Source organism: Mesorhizobium sp. B2-4-7 (genome assembly GCF_006442685.1).
GTDB lineage: Bacteria > Pseudomonadota > Alphaproteobacteria > Rhizobiales > Rhizobiaceae > Mesorhizobium.
Genome location: NZ_VFVH01000004.1, coordinates 1 through 21,838, shown reverse-complemented (window position 1 = coordinate 21,838; position 21,838 = coordinate 1). Strand labels below are relative to the sequence as shown.

The 21,838-nt window shown below is 63.1% G+C and carries 19 protein-coding genes and 2 pseudogenes; 4 read left to right on the top strand and 17 right to left on the bottom strand.

Annotated features, from left to right (window positions below):
* Nucleotides 1–31: 31 nt before the first annotated feature.
* The 7 genes from FJ946_RS13385 to FJ946_RS31125 form a co-directional block, all read right to left on the bottom strand.
* Nucleotides 32–1,615 (bottom strand): sugar ABC transporter ATP-binding protein, encoded by a 1,584-nt coding sequence (locus FJ946_RS13385; protein WP_140564761.1) that lies wholly within the window; start codon nucleotides 1,613–1,615, stop codon nucleotides 32–34.
* A gap of 165 nt (nucleotides 1,616–1,780) precedes the next feature.
* Nucleotides 1,781–2,923: a substrate-binding domain-containing protein gene (locus FJ946_RS13380; protein WP_140564759.1), complete on the bottom strand. Its 1,143-nt coding sequence runs from the start codon at nucleotides 2,921–2,923 to the stop codon at nucleotides 1,781–1,783.
* Between the two features lie 76 nt (nucleotides 2,924–2,999).
* Nucleotides 3,000–4,484, bottom strand: coding sequence for an aldehyde dehydrogenase (gene aldA / locus FJ946_RS13375; protein ID WP_140564758.1), 1,485 nt, complete (start codon nucleotides 4,482–4,484; stop codon nucleotides 3,000–3,002).
* 41 nt (nucleotides 4,485–4,525) lie between these two features.
* On the bottom strand, nucleotides 4,526–5,557 hold the full coding sequence (gene pdxA, locus FJ946_RS13370) for a 4-hydroxythreonine-4-phosphate dehydrogenase PdxA (RefSeq protein WP_210240085.1): 1,032 nt from the start codon (nucleotides 5,555–5,557) through the stop codon (nucleotides 4,526–4,528).
* A gap of 223 nt (nucleotides 5,558–5,780) precedes the next feature.
* On the bottom strand, nucleotides 5,781–6,881 hold the full coding sequence (locus FJ946_RS13365; RefSeq protein ID WP_140564755.1) for a four-carbon acid sugar kinase family protein: 1,101 nt from the start codon (nucleotides 6,879–6,881) through the stop codon (nucleotides 5,781–5,783).
* The gene (locus FJ946_RS13360; protein ID WP_318013633.1) at nucleotides 6,868–7,767 is read right to left on the bottom strand and encodes a DeoR/GlpR family DNA-binding transcription regulator; all 900 of its coding nucleotides are present in this window, start codon (nucleotides 7,765–7,767) and stop codon (nucleotides 6,868–6,870) included. Before FJ946_RS13360 ends, FJ946_RS13365 begins: the two co-directional genes overlap by 14 nt.
* 194 nt (nucleotides 7,768–7,961) lie before the next feature.
* On the bottom strand, nucleotides 7,962–8,414 hold the full coding sequence (locus FJ946_RS31125; protein WP_246673027.1) for a hypothetical protein: 453 nt from the start codon (nucleotides 8,412–8,414) through the stop codon (nucleotides 7,962–7,964).
* Nucleotides 8,415–8,477: 63 nt separating this feature from the next.
* Between FJ946_RS31125 and FJ946_RS13350 the strand changes: the two genes are divergently transcribed.
* Together FJ946_RS13350 and FJ946_RS13340 are read left to right on the top strand one after the other, a co-directional pair.
* On the top strand, nucleotides 8,478–9,404 hold the full coding sequence (locus FJ946_RS13350) for a LysR family transcriptional regulator (RefSeq protein WP_140496511.1): 927 nt from the start codon (nucleotides 8,478–8,480) through the stop codon (nucleotides 9,402–9,404).
* Nucleotides 9,405–9,690: 286 nt separating this feature from the next.
* Nucleotides 9,691–10,395 (top strand): annotated as a pseudogene (locus FJ946_RS13340) (aldehyde dehydrogenase family protein); the annotation flags it as partial.
* A 121-nt stretch (nucleotides 10,396–10,516) separates the two neighbouring features.
* Here the strand turns inward: FJ946_RS13340 and FJ946_RS13335 are convergent.
* Nucleotides 10,517–12,256, bottom strand: a complete 1,740-nt coding sequence (locus FJ946_RS13335; RefSeq protein WP_140560898.1) for an FAD-dependent oxidoreductase — start codon at nucleotides 12,254–12,256, stop codon at nucleotides 10,517–10,519.
* Nucleotides 12,257–12,627: 371 nt separating this feature from the next.
* Between FJ946_RS13335 and FJ946_RS31120 the strand changes: the two are divergent.
* Nucleotides 12,628–12,958, top strand: a pseudogene (locus FJ946_RS31120) (DDE-type integrase/transposase/recombinase); the annotation flags it as partial.
* Nucleotides 12,959–13,096: 138 nt separating this feature from the next.
* Here the strand turns inward: FJ946_RS31120 and FJ946_RS31115 are convergent.
* From FJ946_RS31115 to FJ946_RS13280, 9 genes are all read right to left on the bottom strand, one after another.
* Nucleotides 13,097–13,747 carry a prepilin-type N-terminal cleavage/methylation domain-containing protein gene (locus tag FJ946_RS31115; RefSeq protein WP_140564752.1) on the bottom strand — a complete coding sequence of 217 codons (651 nt, stop codon included), beginning with the start codon at nucleotides 13,745–13,747 and terminating at the stop codon, nucleotides 13,097–13,099.
* On the bottom strand, nucleotides 13,744–14,112 hold the full coding sequence (locus FJ946_RS13315) for a prepilin-type N-terminal cleavage/methylation domain-containing protein (RefSeq protein WP_140524045.1): 369 nt from the start codon (nucleotides 14,110–14,112) through the stop codon (nucleotides 13,744–13,746). The genes FJ946_RS31115 and FJ946_RS13315 overlap by 4 nt, the downstream gene beginning before the upstream one ends.
* On the bottom strand, nucleotides 14,109–14,528 hold the full coding sequence (locus FJ946_RS13310; protein ID WP_140557696.1) for a hypothetical protein: 420 nt from the start codon (nucleotides 14,526–14,528) through the stop codon (nucleotides 14,109–14,111). The genes FJ946_RS13315 and FJ946_RS13310 overlap by 4 nt, the downstream gene beginning before the upstream one ends.
* A gap of 37 nt (nucleotides 14,529–14,565) precedes the next feature.
* Nucleotides 14,566–15,006, bottom strand: a complete 441-nt coding sequence (gene gspG, locus FJ946_RS13305) for a type II secretion system major pseudopilin GspG (protein WP_140496499.1) — start codon at nucleotides 15,004–15,006, stop codon at nucleotides 14,566–14,568.
* A 12-nt stretch (nucleotides 15,007–15,018) separates the two neighbouring features.
* Complete coding sequence (locus FJ946_RS13300; RefSeq protein ID WP_181167617.1) at nucleotides 15,019–16,338, bottom strand: type II secretion system F family protein; 1,320 nt, start codon at nucleotides 16,336–16,338, stop codon at nucleotides 15,019–15,021.
* Nucleotides 16,339–16,348: 10 nt separating this feature from the next.
* The gene (locus FJ946_RS13295; protein WP_140496494.1) at nucleotides 16,349–16,840 is read right to left on the bottom strand and encodes a hypothetical protein; all 492 of its coding nucleotides are present in this window, start codon (nucleotides 16,838–16,840) and stop codon (nucleotides 16,349–16,351) included.
* Nucleotides 16,837–17,445 carry a GspMb/PilO family protein gene (locus tag FJ946_RS13290; protein WP_140564748.1) on the bottom strand — a complete coding sequence of 203 codons (609 nt, stop codon included), beginning with the start codon at nucleotides 17,443–17,445 and terminating at the stop codon, nucleotides 16,837–16,839. Before FJ946_RS13290 ends, FJ946_RS13295 begins: the two co-directional genes overlap by 4 nt.
* Nucleotides 17,442–18,476: a PilN domain-containing protein gene (locus FJ946_RS13285; RefSeq protein WP_140564747.1), complete on the bottom strand. Its 1,035-nt coding sequence runs from the start codon at nucleotides 18,474–18,476 to the stop codon at nucleotides 17,442–17,444. The genes FJ946_RS13290 and FJ946_RS13285 overlap by 4 nt, the downstream gene beginning before the upstream one ends.
* A 192-nt stretch (nucleotides 18,477–18,668) precedes the next feature.
* Nucleotides 18,669–20,471 carry an IlvD/Edd family dehydratase gene (locus FJ946_RS13280; protein ID WP_140564745.1) on the bottom strand — a complete coding sequence of 601 codons (1,803 nt, stop codon included), beginning with the start codon at nucleotides 20,469–20,471 and terminating at the stop codon, nucleotides 18,669–18,671.
* 168 nt (nucleotides 20,472–20,639) lie between these two features.
* On the opposite strand from FJ946_RS13280, the gene FJ946_RS13275 reads away from it, so the two are divergent.
* Nucleotides 20,640–21,838, top strand: a 1,199-nt coding sequence (locus FJ946_RS13275) for a Re/Si-specific NAD(P)(+) transhydrogenase subunit alpha (protein ID WP_140732235.1), incomplete at its 3' end; no start/stop codon positions are given.

Below are 21,838 nucleotides of genomic sequence, written 5' to 3'. Positions count from 1 at the left end.
GCATTTGCGTGCGAGGGCATAGGGGACGGTTTCATGCTGCAACTCCCTGGGCACGCGCACTGGCTTGTCTGGCCGCCTCGGCCTGCAGCAACGCGCGAAGTTTTGTCTCGTCGTCCGCGCGATCGATGCTGCGCGTAATCCGCCCTTGCGCCATCACCAGAATGCGATCGGACAAATCCAGGAGTTCTTCGAGTTCCGAAGAAATGAGCAGCACGGCGACGCCTTCGCCGGCCGTGCGGCGCACAAGTTCGCGCATATCGCGCTTGGCATTGATATCGACGCCGGAGGTTGGTTCGTCGAGGATCAACAGCTTCGGCTTCATGGCCAGCCATTTGGCGAAGACGATCTTCTGCTGATTGCCGCCCGAAAGCTCCTGGGCTTTCTGTAAGGGACCGCGGCACAGGATACTGAGATCGTCCCGGTATTGTCTGAACAGAGCCGTTATCCGGGCCTTCGCCATCGGCCCGAACGGACCCGCCAGCGAGAAATCGGAAAGGCGCGGAAGCGCGAGGTTCTCCTCGATCGAGCGCCCACCCACAAGACCTTCGAGCCGACGGTCTTCGGGAACAAGCGCGATACCGGCAGCGATGGCCCTGCTCACACTGCCCGGCTGGACGAGGTCGCTCCCGACGGCGATGTGGCCGGTTACATCCGGAAGGATGCCGAACAAGGCCTTGCCCAGGGTCGAGCGGCCACTGCCGACAAGCCCAGCAAGGCCGACGATCTCGCCCGGGCCGATCGAGAACGACACGCCGGACAGTTTGCGCGAGGTGGCAAGGTCATGGACCTCAAGAGCCGGCGTCCCGGCGGGCGTTGCGGGCTGCTGATTTGCTGGCGCGGCTGCGGCAGGGGAAGGCGTTTGGACCTTGGGCCGGGACATCAACGCCGCGATATCCTCGATGGACGTCTTCTCCGGATCAAGCGGGCCAACCAGTCGCCCATCCTTGATGATCGAAATGCGATCCGAAAGCTGCAGCACATCGGCCATGCGATGGCTGATGTAGACGATACCGATTCCGTTCTGCTTGAGCTGACCGATTGTCCGAAAAAGCGTTTCCTCCTCATGGATGGTCAGCGACGAAGTCGGCTCGTCCATTACGAGCAGCTTGGCGCCCCGCGAGATCGCTTTGAGAATCTCGACCATCTGGCGCTGAGCGAACGCCAGGTCGCCCACACGTGCCGAAGCATCGAGCGAGAAGGCATATCGCTCGATCAGAGCCCGGGCCTCGCGCAGCATTTTTCTGGCATCGACACGTCGGCCGAAGGCGAGCGGCTCGCGAAGGATAAACAGGTTTTCGGCAACCGAACGATTCGGCAACACGCTCAGTTCCTGGAAGATCATTGCGATTCCGCGATCGATCCTCTCTCGAAGCGACAGGGCGGTGACATCCTCGCCGTCGAACAGAATCCGGCCTTCGTCCGTCCGATACGCGCCCATGAGGATCTTCATGAGCGTCGACTTGCCCGCACCGTTTTCGCCGAGCAGTGCATGCGTTTCGCCGGCCTTGACCTCGAACGAAATGTCCGACAGCACGCGGTTCGCGCCAAACGACTTGCCGATGCGTTGCATCGTTACGATAGGGCGCTGGGACGTTGAAGTTTTCGCTTCGGCCATGACGATTTCTCGATCGCTCGGGGAGCGCCGGCGGACTGCTGCGGCCCGCCGGCGAAAGAAGGAGCCAGAGCAATTCCAGGAAAAGTGTGTACGGTTTTCCGTCTGGAATTGCGCAAAAACAAAGAGATAGAGCGGTTCGCCGTTTCCGTGAAACGGTGAACTGCTCTAGAAGCACTCGCCGTTGCAGATTTTCACCACCGAAGCCGGCGCATCTTCCTTGGTGACCTGCTTGAGGGCACTGAGAAGGTCGAGCTTCTTGACGCGCAACGTCGGTACCGAAATGTACGGCGGGACGTCATGTCCAAGCAGAGCAAGCGCGGCCGCCTTGGCCTCCGCGACACCCTGGTCATAGGGGCGTTGCGCACCCACGGCCAGAAACTCGCCACGTGCAACGTTCAGCGCGCTGTCTGCGGCAATGTCATTCGTGGTGATGACGATGTCGCGGCCGAGTGTCTTGGCCGCGGCCACGACCTGCTGCGCGGGCGTGTCCCAGGCAACGAAAATGCCCTTCATGTCGGGATGCGCCGTCAACATGGCGGTGGCGACCTCGTAGGCCTTTTCAGGCGCGGTGAAGGTACCGACGTCCGCGACCTTGATGTCGGGGTGTTCGCCGAATGCCTTGAGTGCGCCGACCTTGCGGGCCGCGACAGAGTAGTAATAGTCATAGACCAGTGTGATGATGCCGACCTCGCCCTTGCCGCCAATGGCCCCGACAAGTTCCTGGGCGGCGAAATAGGCGTTCTTCTCATTGTCGGAGGCGACAACGGACACATAGTCCTTGCCCGGCGCCATATCGACCGGAACGTTGTCCATGAAAACAAGCTTGATGCCGGCTGCCGCCGCCTTCTTGTAGGCTTCGGATTCGGACTTCGGATCGATCGGGATCGAGAAGATCACATCCGGCTTGCGTGCGATCATCTGCTCGAGATCACTGATCTGCTGGCCGGGCTGGAACTTGGCGTCGGTGGTTCCGACAACCTCGATGCCAAAATCCTTGAGCGTGTTCGAGATCCCGGCCACCTGCAATTGAGGCCAGCCGGCATCCATGGTGTGCATCACCAGCCCGGCGGTGAACTTTCCGGCCTTCAGCTTTGCAAGGTCGGCATCGGAGAATTTCAGCACGTCTGGCGACACCGCCGGTGGACCGTCCGGGAAGCCCGGAACGGGTTGGCCTCTCGGCGATAGAGGCAACGGCTCAAGCAACGCCTTTGCTTCCGGTGGAATGGTGTCGTCGGCGATCGCCGAAGATGCGGCCAACCCCGACAATGCCACGGCCAAAGCCGCCGCTATGAATCCACGATAGTGCATTTTATTCCTCCCGATGAGATGAAACGGCCATTTTGGCCGGGTAGCGACCTGGCTGGTCGTACTGGCTGGGCGCTGTTCAGCGCCCGTAAGGCATCAATGCCGCCGTGGCGGCACCCGAGTAATTCACGTAGACCGTCTTCTTGCGCATGTAGCTCTCGAGCCCGTGTACGCCGTCGTCACCGCCCAATCCGCTCTCGCGGAAGCCGACATGGAAGCCCTGCAGCATTTCTGGCCCGATCCGGTTCACATAGATTTCGCCAAACGAAACCTCGTTGACGGCGTTCATGACGCGACCAAGATCGTTGGTGAAAAGATAGGCCGACAGGCCATAGCGACTGGCATTGGTGATGCTGACTGCCTCCTCGAAGGTGTCGAAGGGCATGATCGGCACGACCGGGCCGAAGATTTCCCGCGTCATGATCGGCATGTCGGGCGTCACGTCGGTCAATACGGTCGGATTGAGCCAGTAGCCGCCGTCGATCGGCGCCTTGGCCGGGCGTCCGCCGGCCAGCGCCAGCTTCGCGCCGCCCGCGACGGCTTCCGCCAGGACCACCTCGACCTTTTCCAATTCCTCACGGCTGACTTTGGGACCGATATCGGTATTCGCCTGCATCGGGTCACCGACGACCAGCGACTTCGAGAACTCCACGAAGCGCGTGACGAACTGATCGTAAATCGAACGGTGAACGAGCGTGCGTTCGTTGCATATGCAGACCTGCCCGCAATTCATGTAGCGCGAAGTGGCCGCCGACCGCACCGCCAGGTCGAGATCGGCATCGGCCAGGACGATGAAGGGCGCCTTGCCGCCAAGCTCCAGCGAAACGGGCGTCAGGTTGCGCGAAGCATTCGCCATGATGCGCTTGCCGGTCGGCACGCTTCCGGTCATGGTGATGAGGTCGACGCCGGGTTCCGTGCACAGCACCTCGCCTATGGTTTCGCCTCGTCCTGTTATGATGTTGACGACGCCGTCCGGCACGCCCGCTTCCACAAAGATGCGAGCCATTTCGAGCGCCGAAAGCGGCGTGTCTTCATGCGGTTTGAGGACGATGGTGTCGCCGGCGATCATGGCGGGCGCCACCTTTCGGCTGACCAGGGCGCTCGGATAATTCCAGGGAATGATGGCGGCGACGACGCCTACGGGTACGCGCTGGATCCAGACCTGCTCTCCCGCATAGTCGGATGGCAGGATCTCACCTTGAATGCGGCGGGCAAACTCGGCGTAGTAGTCGAAGAACTCGGCCGCACCGCCGACTTCACCCATGGCCTCATTGATCGGCTTGCCTTGTTCCCTGACGACCACCTCGGCCAGATGTCGGGCGTTCTGCCGGATCAAGACCGCGATCCGCTTCATGATCGCCGCACGGGCGAGGGGTGATTTGAGCCCCCAGGCTTTCTGCGCCTTACGGGCTGCCTCTATCGCCTGGCGAGCCTGATCCGGACTTGCCTCGGGCACGTCGACAAAAGCCTTGCCGTTGGCCGGGTTGATCACCGGGCGCGTGCCGGCTTCGCCGGTGACAAATCTGCCGTCGATCAGCATGAGATGGGACGTCTCTACAGCCATGGTTCGATCCGCTTCTTCGTGCGTTGCAGGCGTGCCGGCGCCTAAGGTTTGGATTTTGCCGCGGCCATCTGGACGGCGAACTCGATCGCCTCGACCAGGCTGTCCTCGTTGGCGATGCCCTTGCCGGCGATGTCGAAGGCCGTGCCGTGGTCGACGGAGGTACGAATGATCGGAAGGCCGAGCGTCACATTGACACCGGAGAGCGCTTTCCATTCACCGGTCGCGGGATCGACATTGAAGCCGAGCAGCTTCACCGGAACATGGCCCTGATCGTGATACATCGCGACCACCGCATCATACTGACGGGCACGTAGCTTGACGAAGACCGTGTCGCCCGGAACAGGTCCAACCACGGTGAAATCGGGCGATGTGTAAGAGGCGACGACCGGGGTCGTGATGTCGATATCCTCACGACCGAAAATGCCGCCTTCGCCAGCGTGCGGGTTGAGCGCGGCAATCGCAATGCGCGGATGCGCAATGCCGAGGCCCTGCAATGCCTCGACAGTCAACTTGATAACCCGGCGCAAACGAGGTCCGGTCAGTTTCGAGGGAACTTGAGCCAGCGCCACATGGGTCGAGACATGGCTGACGCGAAAATCGCCATGGGCAAGCATCATCACGGAATCGCATGCGCCTGTCAGCTCCGCCAGCATGTCGGTATGGCCGGCATAGTGATAGCCGGCCAGGTTGAGCGCTTCCTTGTTGAGAGGAGCCGTAACGATGCCTGCAATCGAGCCGGCCTGAGCCAGGCGAACAGCCTTTTCGATGGCCAGGTAGGCAAGGCGCCCGCCTTCGGCCGACATGACGCCTGTCTCTATGGGTATCCGCTCTGGTCCGGCCTCAAGAATGGCCACGGGCGGAAAATGTCCGTTGGGCGAAGCCGACGGTTCTTCCCGCTCGATACGTCCTGAAATGGACTCCATCGCGCGCATCGCGGTGACGCTGCCGATGATGAGAAGCGACAGTGACCCCTCGGCAAGGCGCGGTTTCAGCCGTGCGCATGCCTTCGCGATGATCTCGGGGCCGATGCCCGCGGGATCACCCATTGTGATGCCGAGCCTTGGACCAGACATAAACACCCCATATCGGTCAATTGTGATCATCTTCTAATCCTTCTGGCCAGATATGCGCAATAGTTTTCTTTCGCGATCATTCGCAATCACATTTCACGGCTGATCGGACTGCGCCTCTCCCTCTGCGGGCTGAAATCTCGACCGCGCTCGGCTTCGCAGTGTTTTTTGACGCTATTTGACCGGCAAGGCGGATGTGCCGCGTCTTCGCCGGCGATCGTCCTGATCAGGAACGCGCGAGAGCGGCAAGCCTGCAGAGCAGGGCGCTGTCGCCGAACGCGCCCGATTTCGAAATCGTGGCCAGCCCCTCGAAAACGCCGCCTTTGATGACGGAAACCGGCAGCCCCGGCTCGATCTCGCTTTCGACCGTGAGTTCGACGGCGCCTAGGCTGTCGCACACCGACCGCAATGTTTCGCCGCCAGTGACGAGCAACGTGCCGGGCCTTGGCAAACCTTCGAGAAGCGAGGCAAACACCTTGCCGATATGATCCGCCACCGCGTGGCGATCACCCGATGCAGCGACGCTGACAATTGATGGCGCGCCTTGCATCATACGCTCCGCCAAGCGCTTTTTCGCTTTGTCGATGTCGCGTTCGACGACGATATGCGCATCCGCATGCCCGGCGGCAAAGACGGCCACCTGTCCCGCCGTGATCTCGTGATTTGTGCCGACAAGGCCAAGGAACGGCCCGGATAACGCAAGAGCAGGCTTCTGCGGTGCTTTCATGTGCCGGGCGAGTGCCGCCGCCAAGCCGCCTGTACCGACCCACAAGATCCGTGCCTCCGGCATTCCGGCCGTTGCGACGATCTTGTCCAGGTCCGTGTCCGTTTCGGCGTCGTAGAGGGTGATGAAATGAGCCGACCGTGCCCCCGGTGTTGAACGCCCGACCGAAAAGCGCTGGCCGAGGTCGGCGAGGAGGTCGGGACCTACCATTTCGGGGCGATCGAGCCGCCATTGGCGTCCGACGCGCGTAACGCGCCCCTGAAACGGGAAAGCAGGCGCCAGCACAACGCGCTGGTACGTCCCCTCGACGATGCAGGCTTCTATTTCGGCGATGACGTGACCGCGCAAAAGGCTGTCGATCTTCTTGAAACTCAGCTGTCCGGCGGCGAGCCATGGCGCGAGCGCCCGGTGCCTGGCGACGGCCGTCGCCTCGGCGCCCTCTCGTGTGGCGACATCGACAGCCATGCGCTCCGAAAACGGACCGTCCAGTCGCCAGCTCACCCCAATGCCGTGGCCGGGCGATGCGAAGGAAACCGCGCTGTCCAGGGCGCCGGTCAGGTCATCGGCTACGACCCGGATATCCACGCCCTCAAGAGCGCTCAACTGAAGAACCTGGACGGCTGACGCGCACGACGCGGACGTTCACATCGAGCGTCCGAAGATTGGTGAGGTGAGCTTGATCGATGCCCTCGTCGGTAATGATCTGGTGGATATCGGCCAGACGGCAGATGGTGCAGAAATTGGGGGCAGTGAACTTCGAATTGTCCGCAAGCACGACGACACGGCGTGCCGCCGCGATCATCGCCTGCTTCATCGCCGCAACCTCTAGCGAGGTCTCCGTGAGCATGTCTCCGGTGATGGCATGGGTCCCAAGAATGGCCACATCGGCGTGGATGGTTCGCAGGAAATTCTCGCCGGGCTGGCCGACCAGGGTCAGTGAGCCCGGCTTGCAGGTGCCTCCAAGCATGACGAGGCGTACTTCCGGCACGGCTGCAAGTATCTGCGCGATCGCAAGACTGTTGGTAACGGCGGTAAGCGGGATAGGCGCCGCGGCGATGGCGCGGGCGACTTCCAGCACGGTCGTGCTTGCGTCGAAAATGACGCTTTGGCCGGCGCGGAGTTCCGACATCATGGCGGCACCTATGGCCTCTTTCTCAGCCCTGGCGAAATGCGCCGCGGTGGCGAGATCCGGCTCGAAGGTGGCGAGTTCCGTGCGCTGAAGCATCGCACCGCCATGCGTTCGCTCCAGTGCTCCCTGCCGTTCAAGCATCTCGAGGTCGCGCCGGATCGTCGAAGGCGATGCGCCGATGAGATCGATAAGCTCCTGAACGCCTACGGCTCCTTGCCGTTTAAGGCATTCGAGGATGAAGGCATGACGCTTGGCCGGAATCAAATCGACCCGTCCGCGCCCGCCATCGTCTTCCCGTGACCCGGCGGACGCCGAGGGCGCCATGTCCTCCACCGCTGATTTTCGGACATTCCTAGCCACGTTTGTATCTCCGCACGGCGTCGCAAACGCGCTCGCCTGAATCACGGCGAGCGATCTGCCGCAAATATCATGAATCCATCCAGCAAGCCCAATCGTTTGTCATTTTTGGTGGGCGATTTCCCATTGTTTGGCTCCATTGGAATTATTTTGACTGATTTTGACCGCATATGCTAATCAAATGTGGTCATCCTTGGTCAGGAGAAATTGAAAAACGAGCAGTTTTCGTCAAAAAACTTTTTGCGGTGGCGGTAACGGCGCGGCAGATGGGGGGTGTAGACGATGAAGCGGCACTTCGTGATGCCGTTCTGCTGACGCGACCTGGAGACGACGTCGGTCCCGCCGGCCGAATTGGCTTGGCGCTGGCTGGCAACTCGGCCCGCGGAGGATCTTCTGACGAGGCGAGCGTCGTCGGAGTTCTCGATGCCCTGGGGCTTGCCCGGGATGACGAGACGGCGGCCGACTTGGCAGACGAGCTTACGCATCTTGCTGCGACCCACGGCACTGTCGGAACGACGATCGGCGCCTTCGCGGCCGTCGAGCGCCGAGGCCTTCCACGCACTGGCGGGTCCTGGTTCGCCGACGCGCTGTTGGTACAGCGGCTGGGTTGGCCCCACGCGGGTCCCGCTGTTCGGTGGCGAAACCGCCAATGATCTTCATTTGAAATGCTTGCGGTCGATGTGATCTCGATATAACATTTACGCAATCCAGGCATGACCCCACCGCTCCACTCGATCATTTCCAGGCTCCACCTGAAACAGCTGCGGCTCCTAGTCGCGCTGGGCGAGCACGGCTCGCTTTTGAAGGCATCGCAGCAGGTCGCGTTGACGCAACCGGGCGCGAGCAAGGCATTGCAGGAAATCGAGACGACCTTCGGCACGCCGCTGTTCGTTCGCACCAACCGGGGCCTGGAGCCCAATGCCGTCGGCCATTGCGTGATCCGCTATGCGCGCCTGATCCAGACGGATCTCGCGCACCTGCGCGACGAGATCGTCGGAATCATGCGTGGCCAGGGCGGGCGGGTGGCGGCCGGCGTCATCATGGGCGCGGTGCCGCTGCTCACCGATGCCATCTCCGCGCTCGTTGCGCGGCAGGCCGACTTGTCCGTCGAGATCGTCGAGGACACCAGCGCCGCCCTGCTGGCCCAGCTCGAAGCCGGCCGGCTCGACCTGGCGATCTGCCGCACGACCATCAGCCAGGCGCCGCAGGTCTACGACAGCGTGAAGCTCCAGGATGAAACGCTCGCGGTGATCGCGAACGTCGGCCATCCGCTGCGACACGCGAAGAAGCTAACCCTGCAGGAGCTGGCGCCATACCGATGGGTGGTATACCGCGCGAACATGCCGATGCGGCTCTTGCTCGAACGCGAATACCGCGATTGCGGGATCCGGTTCCCGCAGCACCTGCTCGAGACGACCTCCGCTTTTGCGACGCTGGCGCTGCTGCAGGCCAACCCGTCCTTCGTGGCCCTGGTGTCGATCGAAGTCGCGCAGTTCTTCGCGCACCGGCAGATGACGCGCATCCTGCCGCTGGCCCTGGCGTCGCGAAGCGAGGCCTATGAGCTCGTCACCCGCAAGGGGGCGTGGGTTCCGCCCGCCGCCAAACTGCTGATCGACGAATTGGTCCATCGCCAGTCCTGAGCATCAGGTCGGCGCGACCGCGCCGGTCAGCGCTGTATCCGCCAGGGTGCCGCATGGGCAAGGCGATGGACCTGGCCAGCGGGGCCGAGGGGGGCCGTCCGTGCGCGCCACGACCGAGCGGCTCGGCTTGCCGACGGGCTTGGCCCAACGGGGCGTGGCGCGCGATGTTCCCCGACATCGTCCGGGGCGCCTTGAAGGACCACAGCCACCTGACCAACCCGCGCGTTGCATCCGACACCGGTTATGAAGCGATGCTCGAAGCCAGCCTTTAGGAAGCAAGCACACTGTGTTCAACAACCTGATCGGCGGCGAGTGGGTCGAAGGCCCTCGCGTCTCGCGCAACATCAACCCTCGGACACGCGCGACGTCATTGGCGAGTTCACGCAAGCCGAGGCGGCCCAAGCCAGGTAGGCCATCGCCGCAGCCACCCAGGCCCAGTCCGCTTGGGGCCTGTCCACCCCGCAGCAGCGCGTCGACATCCTCGACGCCGCCGGCGCCTGGATCCTGGCGCGCAAGGCCGAACTGGGCGACCTGCTCGCCCGCGAGGGAGGCAAGACCCTGCCCGAGGCCATCGGCGAGGTGGCACGGGCCGGCAACATCTTCAAGTTCTTTGCCGGCGAAGCGCTGCGTGTCGGCGGCGACGTGGTGCCTTCCGTACGCCCGGCGTCGGCGTGGAAGTCACCCGCGAGCCCGTAGGCGTCGTGGGCCTGATCACGCCCTGGAACTTCCCCATCGCGATCCCCGCCTGGAAGATCGCCCCGGCCTTGGCCTGCGGCAACGCCGTGGTGCTCAAGCCCGCCGATCTCGTATACGGCAGCGCCTGGGCCATCGCCGACATCCTGCACCGCGCGGGCCTGCCAGCGGGAGTGTTCAACCTGTGATGGGCCGCGGCTCCGAAGTGGGCCAGGTGCTGCTGGACGACAAACGCGTCAACGCGATCAGCTTCATCGGCTCGGTGGCCAACGGCCGGCGCATCGCGCAGGCCTGTGTCGCGCGCATGGCCAAGTTCCCCATGCCGCCGGTGCTGGAATCACTGGCCTCGGGTCCGCGGAACAGGTAGTCCCGCCGGACCGAGAGGCCTGGCGGGACTATTGTTGAGAGCCGTAGTCCTGCTAATACGAACTGGAGGCTGCGTGCCTTCCTGCGATGATGCCCTGAGAGAGAGCTCGACCGTTCCCGTGCTGACTGAATCCGCCAGCAGCTTCGCCGGCGGCGTAGAGGCCGGGAATCACCTGAGCGGCATAGTCGAGGACCTGGCTTGAGCCGTTGATGCGCAGGCCGGACCGGGCGTCGTGGATCACCGGCGTCGACCAGGCGGCATAGAAGGGGCCCCGTTGGATCTTGTATTGGGGTGTCGGTTTGCCGAAGTCGGCGTCGGCACCCGCGTCAACAAAGCTGTTGTACCGCGTCACCGTTTCGACCAGGTTGCTTGCCGGCATCGGAACCCGCTGATGCGGCATGACGATCTTCTGTGCGAGTTCCTCCAGCGTGTTTGCCTGGAAGAAGAATCCATCGGGATCGACGAAGGGCGGCGCCACATTCCATCTCTGGCGGGCCACGGCATCTGCATCGAAGATGGCCCAGATCGGGCCACCGCCGTTGTGGCCGTCGCCGATTCCAGCCAGAGCGGCGTTGATCCAGTTTTGCGGGTTGTATGTGATGTTCTTGGCGTTCAGGTAGCTGCCCTGAGTGTACGGGTTGACCGAGCCAGCGCTGTTCGTCCCGAATTGACCTCCCGTTTCGTCGTAGAACCGCCTCCCGATCATGTTTACATGGATAACGTTCTGGTTGTTGACGTTGGCTAGTCCCGAAGCTTTCGCAAGGTGGAAGACAGGGCTATTGGGCCCCCACTGCAGGAACGAGTAGTTGTACCGCGTTCCGATGGCGGTTGGCTTGGTGATGTTAGTGCCGAACTCTCCAGTCTGGTTGTACGTGCCCGCGAGCGACGCGCCGACATTCAGCCCTGCGAGTATGCCGCTGGCGTCCTGGAAGGAATAGGGCTCGCCAGCGACGCCGCAGTACTCCGCGGTGAGCCGTGGGTCGAACTGTCGGCGGTATTCCACATTGCCGTTTCCGCCGCCACTCGCAATCACTACGCCCTTGCGTGCCTGAATGTTAACGAGGCGGCCCTGATTGGAGGCTACGACCCCGACCACGCCCGCTTTCGTCCGCAGCAGTGACTCCAAACGGTAATTCAGCAGGATCTTCACGCCACGCGCCTTTGCCGCGGCCTCCAGCGGATATATGAAGCCGGGCCCTTGAGACGTCGTCCGCTGTTGGCTCGCGGCTACCGGCAAGCCGGTCCGGACCGAGACGTAGTTCATGATCGCCGTATGCATCATACGGTTCACCGAGTTGCCGACCTCATTGCCGCCGACATTGTCGGGCCTGGATGTCGTCCACACGACGCCATGGCGGACCAGAAAGTTGTAAAGGTCGACGTTGACGTCGGCAAATGCCCGGATCAGCTCGCGATCGTTATAGCGGTAGCTCGGAAAGCCGTTCGCCTGGACGATGGACCAGTCGGTAAGGTCGCGATACAGGAGGTCTGGCGAGTCCGCGATGCCGGCCGCCATCTGGGCAGGGGTTCCGCCTCCCAGGGGAATGTTGCCTGAGCTGACGATGCCACGTCCCCCGATGTGCGGTTGCGCCTCGAGGACAATGACCGACGCGCCCGCCTCTGCGGCGGCGACTGCGGCCCCGAGGCCCGCCGAGCCGCAACCCACAACGACGATATCGGCTACGCGCGGGTCCGCGGCATTGGCAATGCTCGGCTGCAATATGCTGCTGGCCACCCCTGCGGCGGCGATTCCGGCGCCGGCCTTCAACAATGAGCGTCGGCTGACTGTCATTACGTTCTCCTCCTGATATTTTTAGACCAGCGCATTCGGGCCAGCGCATTCGGGATTGTTTGAATCTGGGCCTGAACAGCGAAACTCATTAATCGTGATCGCCGCAGAGACTTGGCCGGCCGGAGTATTGCAGCATTCGCTCGCGCCACAACTGAGAAGATGTGATCTCGGTATAACGTTTACTCAACCCAGGCATGGCCCCACCGCTCCACTCGATCATTTCCAGGCTCCACCTGAAACAGTTGCGGCTCCTGGTCGCGCTGGGCGAGCACGGCTCGCTCCTGAAGGCCCCGCAGCAGGTCGCGTCGACGCAGCCGGGCGCGAGCAAGGCATTGCAGGAAATCGAGACGACCTTCGGCACGCCGCTGGGCCACAGCAGGCCGGAACGCATTGTCATCGACGGCAGCCAAACCAACCGCGAGGCGGTCATTTCCTGCGATGCTGAAAGCCGTCTGCGGGACCGCCCGCGACGTTCACCGAAGCCGATTCACATCCGCAACAGCAAGTACCTCAATAATTGGATCGAACAGAACCATCGACGCGTCAAGCGCCGCATCCATGCTCGGCTTCAAGTGAATGGCGACCGCCGAGGTTATTCTCACTGGCATCGAGATGGTTCACATGATGCGCAGACAGCAGGCGAGGTTTGCCTACAATCCATCTCCCTCGATCGCCGAGCAGTTCGAGATCCTGGCAGCCTGATCAGCGACGCGAAAACAAAAGAACGATTTGCGACAGAGCCCGCGCGAATGTCGATAGCCAGCGGCAGCCTTGCGCCGTCTGCATGCCACGCTGTTTTGCAAGCCTGTTATCGGCGCCAATCGTACAGCCCTGCGGAGTTCAGAAGCCGATGCCGTAGCGCTGCAGACACGGCGCGAGCGCTTCGGCCGCGCCGCAACGCGCGGGCAGCTCGACGCGTAACCGCGCATAGGCCCATTGCCGCCAGGGACGCGGAGAACTGCCGGATATCTCGATACGGACGAGTGACGGCATGCGGTTGGTGCTTGTCCATTCGGGGCTGAGCGCGCCGTCCGGCCCGGCATAGCTGAACGAAAGCTTCAGATCGCCTCGCACCAGCGGAAGATCCTCCCCGCCCTCGCCCATCTTGTGATCGCGGCGGGCACGAATGAGGGCCTCGTCGGCTCCGGCCCGACCCATCGAATAGGTGATGTCATCAAGTCCCGCACGCGGCTCGTAGCCGAGCGCTGGGCGCTCGAAGGTGACCTCGTCGGCATGGCCGGTGAAGCGGATCGCAGCGGCTCCCTCCGGGTTGGAATAGCCGGGCTGCGCCGCCTCCAGATCCTCGACCATCCGGTCGAGAATCACCGCCACCGTGTCCTCCTGCCCGCCTCTGGCGATTATCCCCTGCCATTGGCGCAGCCAGGTTCCGGTGTAGAGTGCCAGCCCGCCAAACAGCATCGTCGCAAGCACCAGCGAAGCCAATGCCTCGATCAGCGTGAAGCCGGCCCGAGCGCTGCGTTTCCTTGTCATTGCCGCTTGCCGAGGCGCACGGTCTGCATCGCGTCGTCATCCGATCCGTCGGTGCTGCGAACGGTGACGGAGTAAAGCTGCCATCCGGCGCGAGCCAGGGCAGTGCCGCGTTCGAAGCGGTACGGTTCCACGATGACCGTGAAGCCTCCGATCACGCGCCGGCCCGTTCGCAACGGGTTAAGGGTCATCGCCGCCGCCATGGCAGCCTGCATGCCGACACGGCGTTCGGTCGATCGTTCCAGACCCGCGAACGCACCTGCGGTGCCCGTGATCATGCGCGCGATCGGAACGATCAGCAGCACGGCGACGGCAAGCGAGGCCAGAACCTCGATCAGCGTGAAGCCGCGTCTGCGCCGTCCTGTCATTTCGGGCTCATTTCCACGCGGCCGGTCAACCAGTCGACGCGCAGTTCGATCTCCCGGCCGCTGGCGGACAGTGTCATGACGCCCCCACACGACCGTCCGTCGGCAAGGAAGCGCAAGGCTCTGGTTCCGCCTCGTATGGGACACCGGTCCGACGTGACCCAGTTCATGGCCACCCCATCCCTGATCGAGATCGGATTGGCGCCATCCACCTGGATGCGTTTGTTTCCCGGATCGACCCTCACGTCGGCGACGCTGCCCGTGGTCAGCGCCTTCGCTCTGCCCTTGCGGAACTCCCCGCTGACACGAACCGCCTCGCCAGAAAGCTCGGCAGCCCCGATGCTGGAACGCGGGCGCGGCATCAGCACGAAGGCCGCGAGAGCGACGATCGCAAGCGCCGCGACCACGTCGAGCAGCACGACACCGCGTTGCGTCCTTTTGCGGTTGCTGTTGCCCTTAGGGCTGGGCGGACACATTGGAGCCGCGCCCACCGGGCCCGTCGGTGGTGATGTTGAACGTCTTTCCGTCGCTTGCGTATCTGTATTCATGGCCCCACGGATCGAGCGGAACGGTCTCGCCGCGAACGTATGGCCCGTTCCAGACCTGGATGGTCGAGGGCTTGCGCACCAGCGCTCCCAGCCCCTCGGCCTGCACCGGATAACGGCCGACATCGATGTAGAAGATGTCGAGCGCGCTGGAAAACGCCTCGATCTGAAGCTTCGCCGCACGCACGCGCGAGTCGGACAACTGCGCGAGAACACGAGGACCGACGAGCGCCGAGATCAGGCCGATGATGGCCAGCACGACCAGCATCTCGATCAGCGTAAAGCCTGCCTCGCGGCGCCGGGCACGCTTGCGCTGCATGAGATTGGGACCAACTGCGAAATGAACGCTCATGCAAACAGCCTCCTAGCGGACCATGTCGTTGAATGACATGAGGGTGGACATGATCGACACGATCATACCACCGATCAAGATACTGATGGTTGCCACTGCCGCAGGGCCGACAAGCCCGACGATACGGGACAGCGAACGCTCCAGCCGCACTTCATAGAAGTCGGCGACGCGATAGGCCAGCCCTGCGAGTTCGCCACTTTGCTCGCCGAGCCTCAACATGCGCACCGCCAGCGGGGGAAGCTGAAGAATCTCAAGCGCATGGCCAAGCCTATTCCCCTGCCTCAGCGCGTCGGACGCCTGCTGCGCGCGTGCTCGCGCGGCCTCGCCGTGGTCGACGGTATCGCTGATGAGCTTGAAAGCCACAGGAACCGCCACGCCGGTCTCGACCATGATGCCCAGGAGACGGGCGAAGCGCCCCGTCCGATAGCTCCCCGGTATCTCCGACAAAAGCGGAAGTTTCTTGGCGAAACCCCAAAGCCATGCCCAGAGAAGGCCCCGCCGCGCCGCCACGAACCCCAGCAATACGAGTATCGAAGCCGCAAGCAAAAGGACCAGCCCATAAGCGCGCAGGAAATTCGAGACCGCGAACATCACCACCATCAGCATGTCCTTCTTGCCGCTCTGCATGAGCATCGGTTCGAACTGAGGAACGACCCCCACCAGGAAGAAGACCAGTACGCAGATCGTGCCGGCAAACAGGACTGCCGGATACCGCAGCGCCTCGCTGACTTTGGCCCGCAATGCCTCGAAATGCTGGCGCTCCTGCACGATGCGCGACAGGAGGGTGGGTAACTTGCCGGAGGTCTCCGCGACACGAACCATGGCGACCTGGAACGCCGGGAACAGAGCGGGCCAGGCTTCCAGCGCTCTGGAGAACGAGTTGCCCGACGCCAGGTCGGTGCGAATGCCGGCAACCACGGGCTGAAGCCTGCCGCTGTCGAATTCCTTTTCCATGATCGCCAGCGCTTCGTCGATCCGGATCCCCGCATTCAGCATGATCGACAGGTCGGAGAGCAGCCGCGTGATCTGCGACGCCGGTATCCGGGTCGAAAACAGCGGTGCGCGCGATGCAGACTGCCTCGGTTCGACACTTACCGGGATCAGCCCGCGCGCCCCGAGCTTCTGGACGGCATCGTCGGAATCGGACGCATCGATCCGCCCGAGTTCGAGACGACCCTCGCCATTCAAAGCCTTGTATGCGAATGCCGTGGAGACCATGGAGGCCAAATTTCCTAACTGTACGCCTCTACTGGAGGCGTTCGTTCCTGATTGCTGTCTGTGAAAGAAACTCGCTCCATTAATCCCTGCCGGAGGCTCGGAATGTGCAACCACTCCATTTGGATCAACCCCCTGAAGGCGTGGGCACCGGCTCCTCCGGTGGCAACATTTGTTCACCGCTTGCCTCATCCGAAAACCGCAGCGAGGCGCGTCCTCCCGCTCCATCGAGCTTGACTTCGAACTGGCCGACTTCCTTCAGGGTCCAACCTTCCCGGCTTTCCCCCGTGCGCAGCGTGAAGGCCGCCATTTCGGCCGGGGTGGTGAAGGTCGCGCTGTTGAGCCTTTCCGACCGCACGATGCCAACCAATTGCCACTCGGGCGCCGCGGCAGGCGGGGGCTCGGGTTCCGGCTCGGGCTGCACGACAATAGGTTCCGGCTCGGGGGCACCGAACGCGATCGGGGCAGTCCGGTCCGGCGAGAACAGGGGCCGATCCCGAAGCGCCGCATAGTCGCTCACCTGGCGTTCCCTGACCGATAGCTTTTCTGCGCCGAAGGACAGGCTCGAAGAGGCCGCGATGGCGGCGAGCATCATTGTCGCGCCCAGCATGGTCATCATGACTGGGGTCCCTTCTCCCGGAAGGCCGACAGCATGACGTTCAGCGACAGCGGCCGATCCATGGAACCCGAGGTCTGATTTCCCCCCAGATCGACGTTTCGGTTCAACCGAAGCCTGAAGCTATCAACGACCATGACGGGCGAGCTTGCCTCGATGGCATACATGAGATCGGGCAGCGATTGCTCCATAACCTCGATATCGGCAGTTAAACGAATGCGTTCCAAAGACTCCAACTGAGGATCGCCTATATCGGCGACCTGACCGTCTGTGGGAACATCGACGCGCCGGATAACGGCACCCACGCGTTCAACGCGGTTGGAGAGCAGACTCTGGAATTCGGCCGAGACGAGCCCACTGGTTTGCGCATCGAGAAGAATCTTGCCCTCGCCGGAATCCAGAGCCTGGTTCGCGCCTTGGGGAACCGGGGAAGTGGACGCCTTGCTTTCGAGCAAGGCGGTACGTTCCTCATAGAGCGCCAGCGCGCCCGCCTCCGCGCGCCAGGACAGCAGCGTATCGGCGACGAGTACAAGAGCTCCGACGACCAGCAGGGCCATGACCACCAGGGATTGAAGCCGCGTGTCGCGCCACAGGGGTGTCGTCCTCATCGCAGCGAACCTCCCGTGCGGATGAGCGGGCGGGTATCGACCTCGAACTCCGAGGTAACGCCATCCTCGCCGCGCAGGGCCGATCCGACCAGCTTGCTGTCTTCGAAGCGACCCGATGATTCCAGCGCGGTCAGTACTTCGGGTAGGTCCTTGGTCCGGCCCGAGAGACGCATGCGGCCATTGGCGAAGGACACCTCAATGGCATAGGAATGCGTCGGCAAAACCTGAGCCAGGTCGTCCAATGCTCCCAGCGCGCTTATCGCGTCGTCCTTGATATTCAGCGCCTCCTGCTCAGGCGCTGTTTCAGCCTTGTCCGGAGTCGCCGCCAGCGCGATTGCCTGGCGCGCCTTCTCGGCCCGGATCTCGACGGCGGCGCGGCGCTCGGCATAGCTGTTCTGGATCATCGGCCGCACCGCCGGAGCCGTGACTGCAGCAACTAGGCTTACGCCCAGAACTCCGGCAAGGACAAACTTTATCCGGCCACGCGTGCCGGTGACCCGTTGCCGCTGTGTCAATACTTCCACGGCATCGCCTTCCGGAAACGGCGCCGAGATCACGACCTGGCGGGCCTCGGCCACATTCAGGCAGGCCAAGGCAGCAGCGACACGCGACCTCGGAACGATTGCGACGGCGACGGTGATCTGCCGCGCCTCACGGCTGATCCCGAGGACCCTGTGGCCGAAATAGATATCGGAAGCAGGCAATGGCGAAAGCGCGCCCATCCGCGACGTAACGATGCCTTCGACGTGGCTGGCAGCCTCCATCGGCAGTTCGATCCGGCGCGCGATCACCCAGCTCGCCGGGATGCCGAGATGGACCGCCTTTCCATTCACCGCGGCGCGCAATGCGGCCGGCGCCTGCGTGTCTGGAGAAATCAGTATCAACAGGGGTGCTGACGGCTTTCGGCTGGTCGCCGGCTCGATTTCAAACGCGCTCCCATCGTCCGCGACCCGCGCGACCACGCGGCTGCTGGATTTGACGCGCGCAAGTTCATCCAGCAGGGAGGCCGGTCCCGCGATCCAGTCATCCAAGCCGCGGATCGCCGCGGTGAAAGGATAAGCCATTCCGGTCAAACCCCAGAGCAGAAGCCGGCACCGGATCCGGAGTTCCGTCGCCCGCGTGAATACAAATCATAGCGCATCTTCAGGTCCTAATTCCAGATCAGTCACAGTTCTTCGCCAATCGAGCACCGATCTTGAACGCAGGCCCAAGTAGGAACTGTCCTAATGATTGTCGCGCGGCAGGCCGCTGGTGACGGCGATGTTCTGGTACTTCACCGCCGGCTTCAGAACCATTCCCTCGGACAACTGGTCAACCATTGACCGCTGGATCTCCTGCCAGGGTGTCTGATGCTTCGGATATGCATAGCCGCCCTCGTTTTGCAGGTCGACGCGACGGCGCTTAATCTCGTCGTCCGACACGAGGATGTCGGCGGTCCCCTTGCGCAGGTCGATGCGTACCCGGTCACCCGTACGCAGCAGCGCAAGGCCACCACCGACGGCCGCCTCGGGCGAGGCGTTGAGGATCGATGGAGAGCCGGAAGTGCCGGACTGACGGCCATCGCCGATGCAGGGAAGCGAGTGGATGCCCGCCTTCAGCAGGTAGGCTGGCGGCTGCATGTTCACGACTTCGGCGCCGCCCGGATAACCGACTGGGCCGGCTCCGCGCATGAACAGGATGGTATTCTCGTTCAGGCCGAGTGACGGATCCTCAATGCGACGGTGGTAGTCTTCCGGACCGTCGAAGACGACGGCGACGCCCTCGAAGGCATCGGGGTCTCGCGGATTTGACAGATAGCGGTCGCGAAACTCCGGCGAGATGACCGACGTCTTCATGATTGCGGAATCGAACAGATTGCCTTTCAGGTTGATGAAGCCGGCATCCTTCCTGAGCGGATTGGCCACGGTACGGATGACCTTGCCGTCGAGATTCTCTGCCGCGGCGCAATTGTCGCCGATCGTGCGGCCATTGACGGTCATGGCTCCAGGATGCGGCAGCAAGCCGGCCTTCATCAGCTCTGCCACCACGACCGGCACACCGCCCGCATGATGATAGTCCTCGCCGAGATATTCACCGGCCGGCTGGAGATTTACGATTAGCGGAACGTGGTGACCGACCTTCTGCCAGTCATCGACGGTCAGCGACACGCCGAGATGCCGCGCGATGGCGTTGAGGTGGATCGGCGCATTGGTCGAGCCGCCGATGGCAGAATTGACGACGATGGCGTTCTCGAAGGCTTGCCGCGTCATGATGTCGGAGGGTTTCAAGTCCTCGCGCACCATGTCGACGATGCGCTTGCCGGTTTGGTAGGCGATCTGGCCGCGCTCGCGATAGGGTGCTGGAATGGCGGCGGAGCCCGGCAACTGCATGCCGAGCGCCTCGGCCAGCGAGTTCATCGTCGTCGCCGTGCCCATCGTGTTGCAGTAGCCGACGGACGGCGCCGATGAAGCGACGATGTCCATGAACTGGTCGTAGTCGATCTCTCCTGCCGCCAGCCTTTCGCGTGACTTCCACACGACCGTGCCGGAGCCGGTGCGTTCGCCCTTGTGCCAGCCGTTCAGCATCGGGCCGACGGACAGCGCTATGGCTGGAATGTTGACGGTGGCCGCGGCCATCAGCAGCGCCGGGGTGGTCTTGTCGCAGCCGATGGTCAGCACGACGCCATCCAGCGGATAGCCATAAAGCAACTCGACGAGAGCGAGATAGGCGAGGTTGCGGTCGAGCGCGGCGGTGGGCCGCTTGCCTGTCTCCTGGATCGGGTGGACCGGGAATTCCAACGGCACCCCGCCGGCGGCCACAATGCCGTCGCGCACGCGCTTGGCGAGCTGGATATGATGCCGGTTGCAAGGTGACAGGTCCGAGCCCGTCTGGGCGATGCCGATAAGCGGCTTTCCGGACTGCAGTTCTTCGCGGGTCAGCCCATAGTTCAGATAGCGTTCGAGGTAGAGCGCCGTCATGCCGGGATTGTCCGGATTGTCGAACCACTCGCGCGAGCGTAGCCGCTTCGCACCATTGATCTTGGACATTTACACCTCCAGAACCGCCGTTTGGCCATCGATATGGCATCGGCAACTGGCGGACAAGTACCCTCAATCAGATATGTGGACAAATTGCCCATTTTGTGGATTGTAGTAAGATGTGAACGATACGGCAGGCGCGCAGATGCGCCGCGTGCCGGGGAGGGGTAGCCAAGCGTGAGCCAGATCATCTTCATTCCCGCCGAGGGCGGCTCGGGCGAACCCCGTGTCGCGGCGTCGCCCGATACGGTGAAGCGCATAGCCGCCCTTGGCTTCGACGTGGTGGTTGAGAGCGGAGCGGGCACACTGTCCCGCATCGCCGACGAAGACTACGCGAAGGCCGGTGCCACCATTGGTTCCGCATCCGATGCGGCCCGTGCGGATGTGATTCTGAAGGTGCGCCGGCCGACTGATGCGGAGCTGAAAAGCTACAAGTCAGGCGCTGCGGTCATCGCCATCATGGATCCCTATGGCAACGATGCCGCCGTCGCGGCGCTGGCCAAGGCCGGGGTGACGGCCTTTGCGATGGAATTCATGCCGCGCATCACGCGCGCCCAGTCGATGGACGTCTTGTCCTCGCAGGCTAACCTTGCCGGCTACCAGGCGGTGATCGACGGCGCAGCCGAATACGATCGCGCGCTGCCGATGATGATGACGGCGGCCGGCACGGTTCCTGCCGCCAAGGTGTTCATCATGGGCGTCGGCGTCGCCGGCCTGCAGGCGATCGCCACCGCGCGCCGGCTCGGCGCGGTCGTCACCGCCACCGACGTTCGCCCCGCCGCCAAGGAACAGGTCGCCTCGCTTGGCGCAAAGTTCCTCGCCGTCGAGGACGAGGAGTTCAAGGCGGCCGAGACCGCCGGCGGCTACGCCAAGGAGATGTCCAGGGAATACCAGGCCAAGCAGGCGGCGCTGACCGCCGAGCACATCGCCAAGCAGGACATCGTCATCACCACGGCGCTGATCCCCGGCCGCCCGGCGCCGAGGCTGGTGTCGGCTGACATGGTCGCCTCGATGAAGCCCGCTTCGGTGATCGTCGATCTTGCTGTGGAGCGCGGCGGCAATGTCGAGGGCGCCGAGGCGGGCAAGATTGTGACGACGGCCAACGGCGTCAAGATCGTCGGCCATCTCAACGTGCCGGGCCGCGTCGCGGCCTCCGCCTCGCTGCTCTACGCCAGGAACCTTTTTGCTTTCCTCGAGACCCTGGTCGACAAGGCGACGAAGACGCTTGCCATCAATCGCGATGACGACCTGGTCAAGGCGACCATGCTGACCGACGGCGGCAAGATCGTCCATCCGGCCTTCGCCAAGGCCGACCAGCAGCCGCCAAAGGGCCAATATATCGAACCGCCGGCGATCCCGGCCAGCACAATGGTCGC

Coding starts and splice junctions, on each gene's coding strand:
- FJ946_RS13335 (WP_140560898.1), bottom strand. CDS start 12,256: ATGACAGTCAGCCGACGCTCATTGTTGAAGGCCGGCGCCGGAATCGCC.
- FJ946_RS13280 (WP_140564745.1), bottom strand. CDS start 20,471: ATGTCCAAGATCAATGGTGCGAAGCGGCTACGCTCGCGCGAGTGGTTC.
- FJ946_RS13295 (WP_140496494.1), bottom strand. CDS start 16,840: ATGATGACCATGCTGGGCGCGACAATGATGCTCGCCGCCATCGCGGCC.
- FJ946_RS13290 (WP_140564748.1), bottom strand. CDS start 17,445: ATGAGGACGACACCCCTGTGGCGCGACACGCGGCTTCAATCCCTGGTG.
- FJ946_RS13350 (WP_140496511.1), top strand. CDS start 8,478: ATGACCCCACCGCTCCACTCGATCATTTCCAGGCTCCACCTGAAACAG.
- aldA (WP_140564758.1), bottom strand. CDS start 4,484: ATGGCTGTAGAGACGTCCCATCTCATGCTGATCGACGGCAGATTTGTC.
- gspG (WP_140496499.1), bottom strand. CDS start 15,006: ATGAGCGTTCATTTCGCAGTTGGTCCCAATCTCATGCAGCGCAAGCGT.
- FJ946_RS13385 (WP_140564761.1), bottom strand. CDS start 1,615: ATGGCCGAAGCGAAAACTTCAACGTCCCAGCGCCCTATCGTAACGATG.
- FJ946_RS13380 (WP_140564759.1), bottom strand. CDS start 2,923: ATGCACTATCGTGGATTCATAGCGGCGGCTTTGGCCGTGGCATTGTCG.
- FJ946_RS13315 (WP_140524045.1), bottom strand. CDS start 14,112: ATGACAGGACGGCGCAGACGCGGCTTCACGCTGATCGAGGTTCTGGCC.
- FJ946_RS31115 (WP_140564752.1), bottom strand. CDS start 13,747: ATGACAAGGAAACGCAGCGCTCGGGCCGGCTTCACGCTGATCGAGGCA.
- pdxA (WP_210240085.1), bottom strand. CDS start 5,557: ATGTCTGGTCCAAGGCTCGGCATCACAATGGGTGATCCCGCGGGCATC.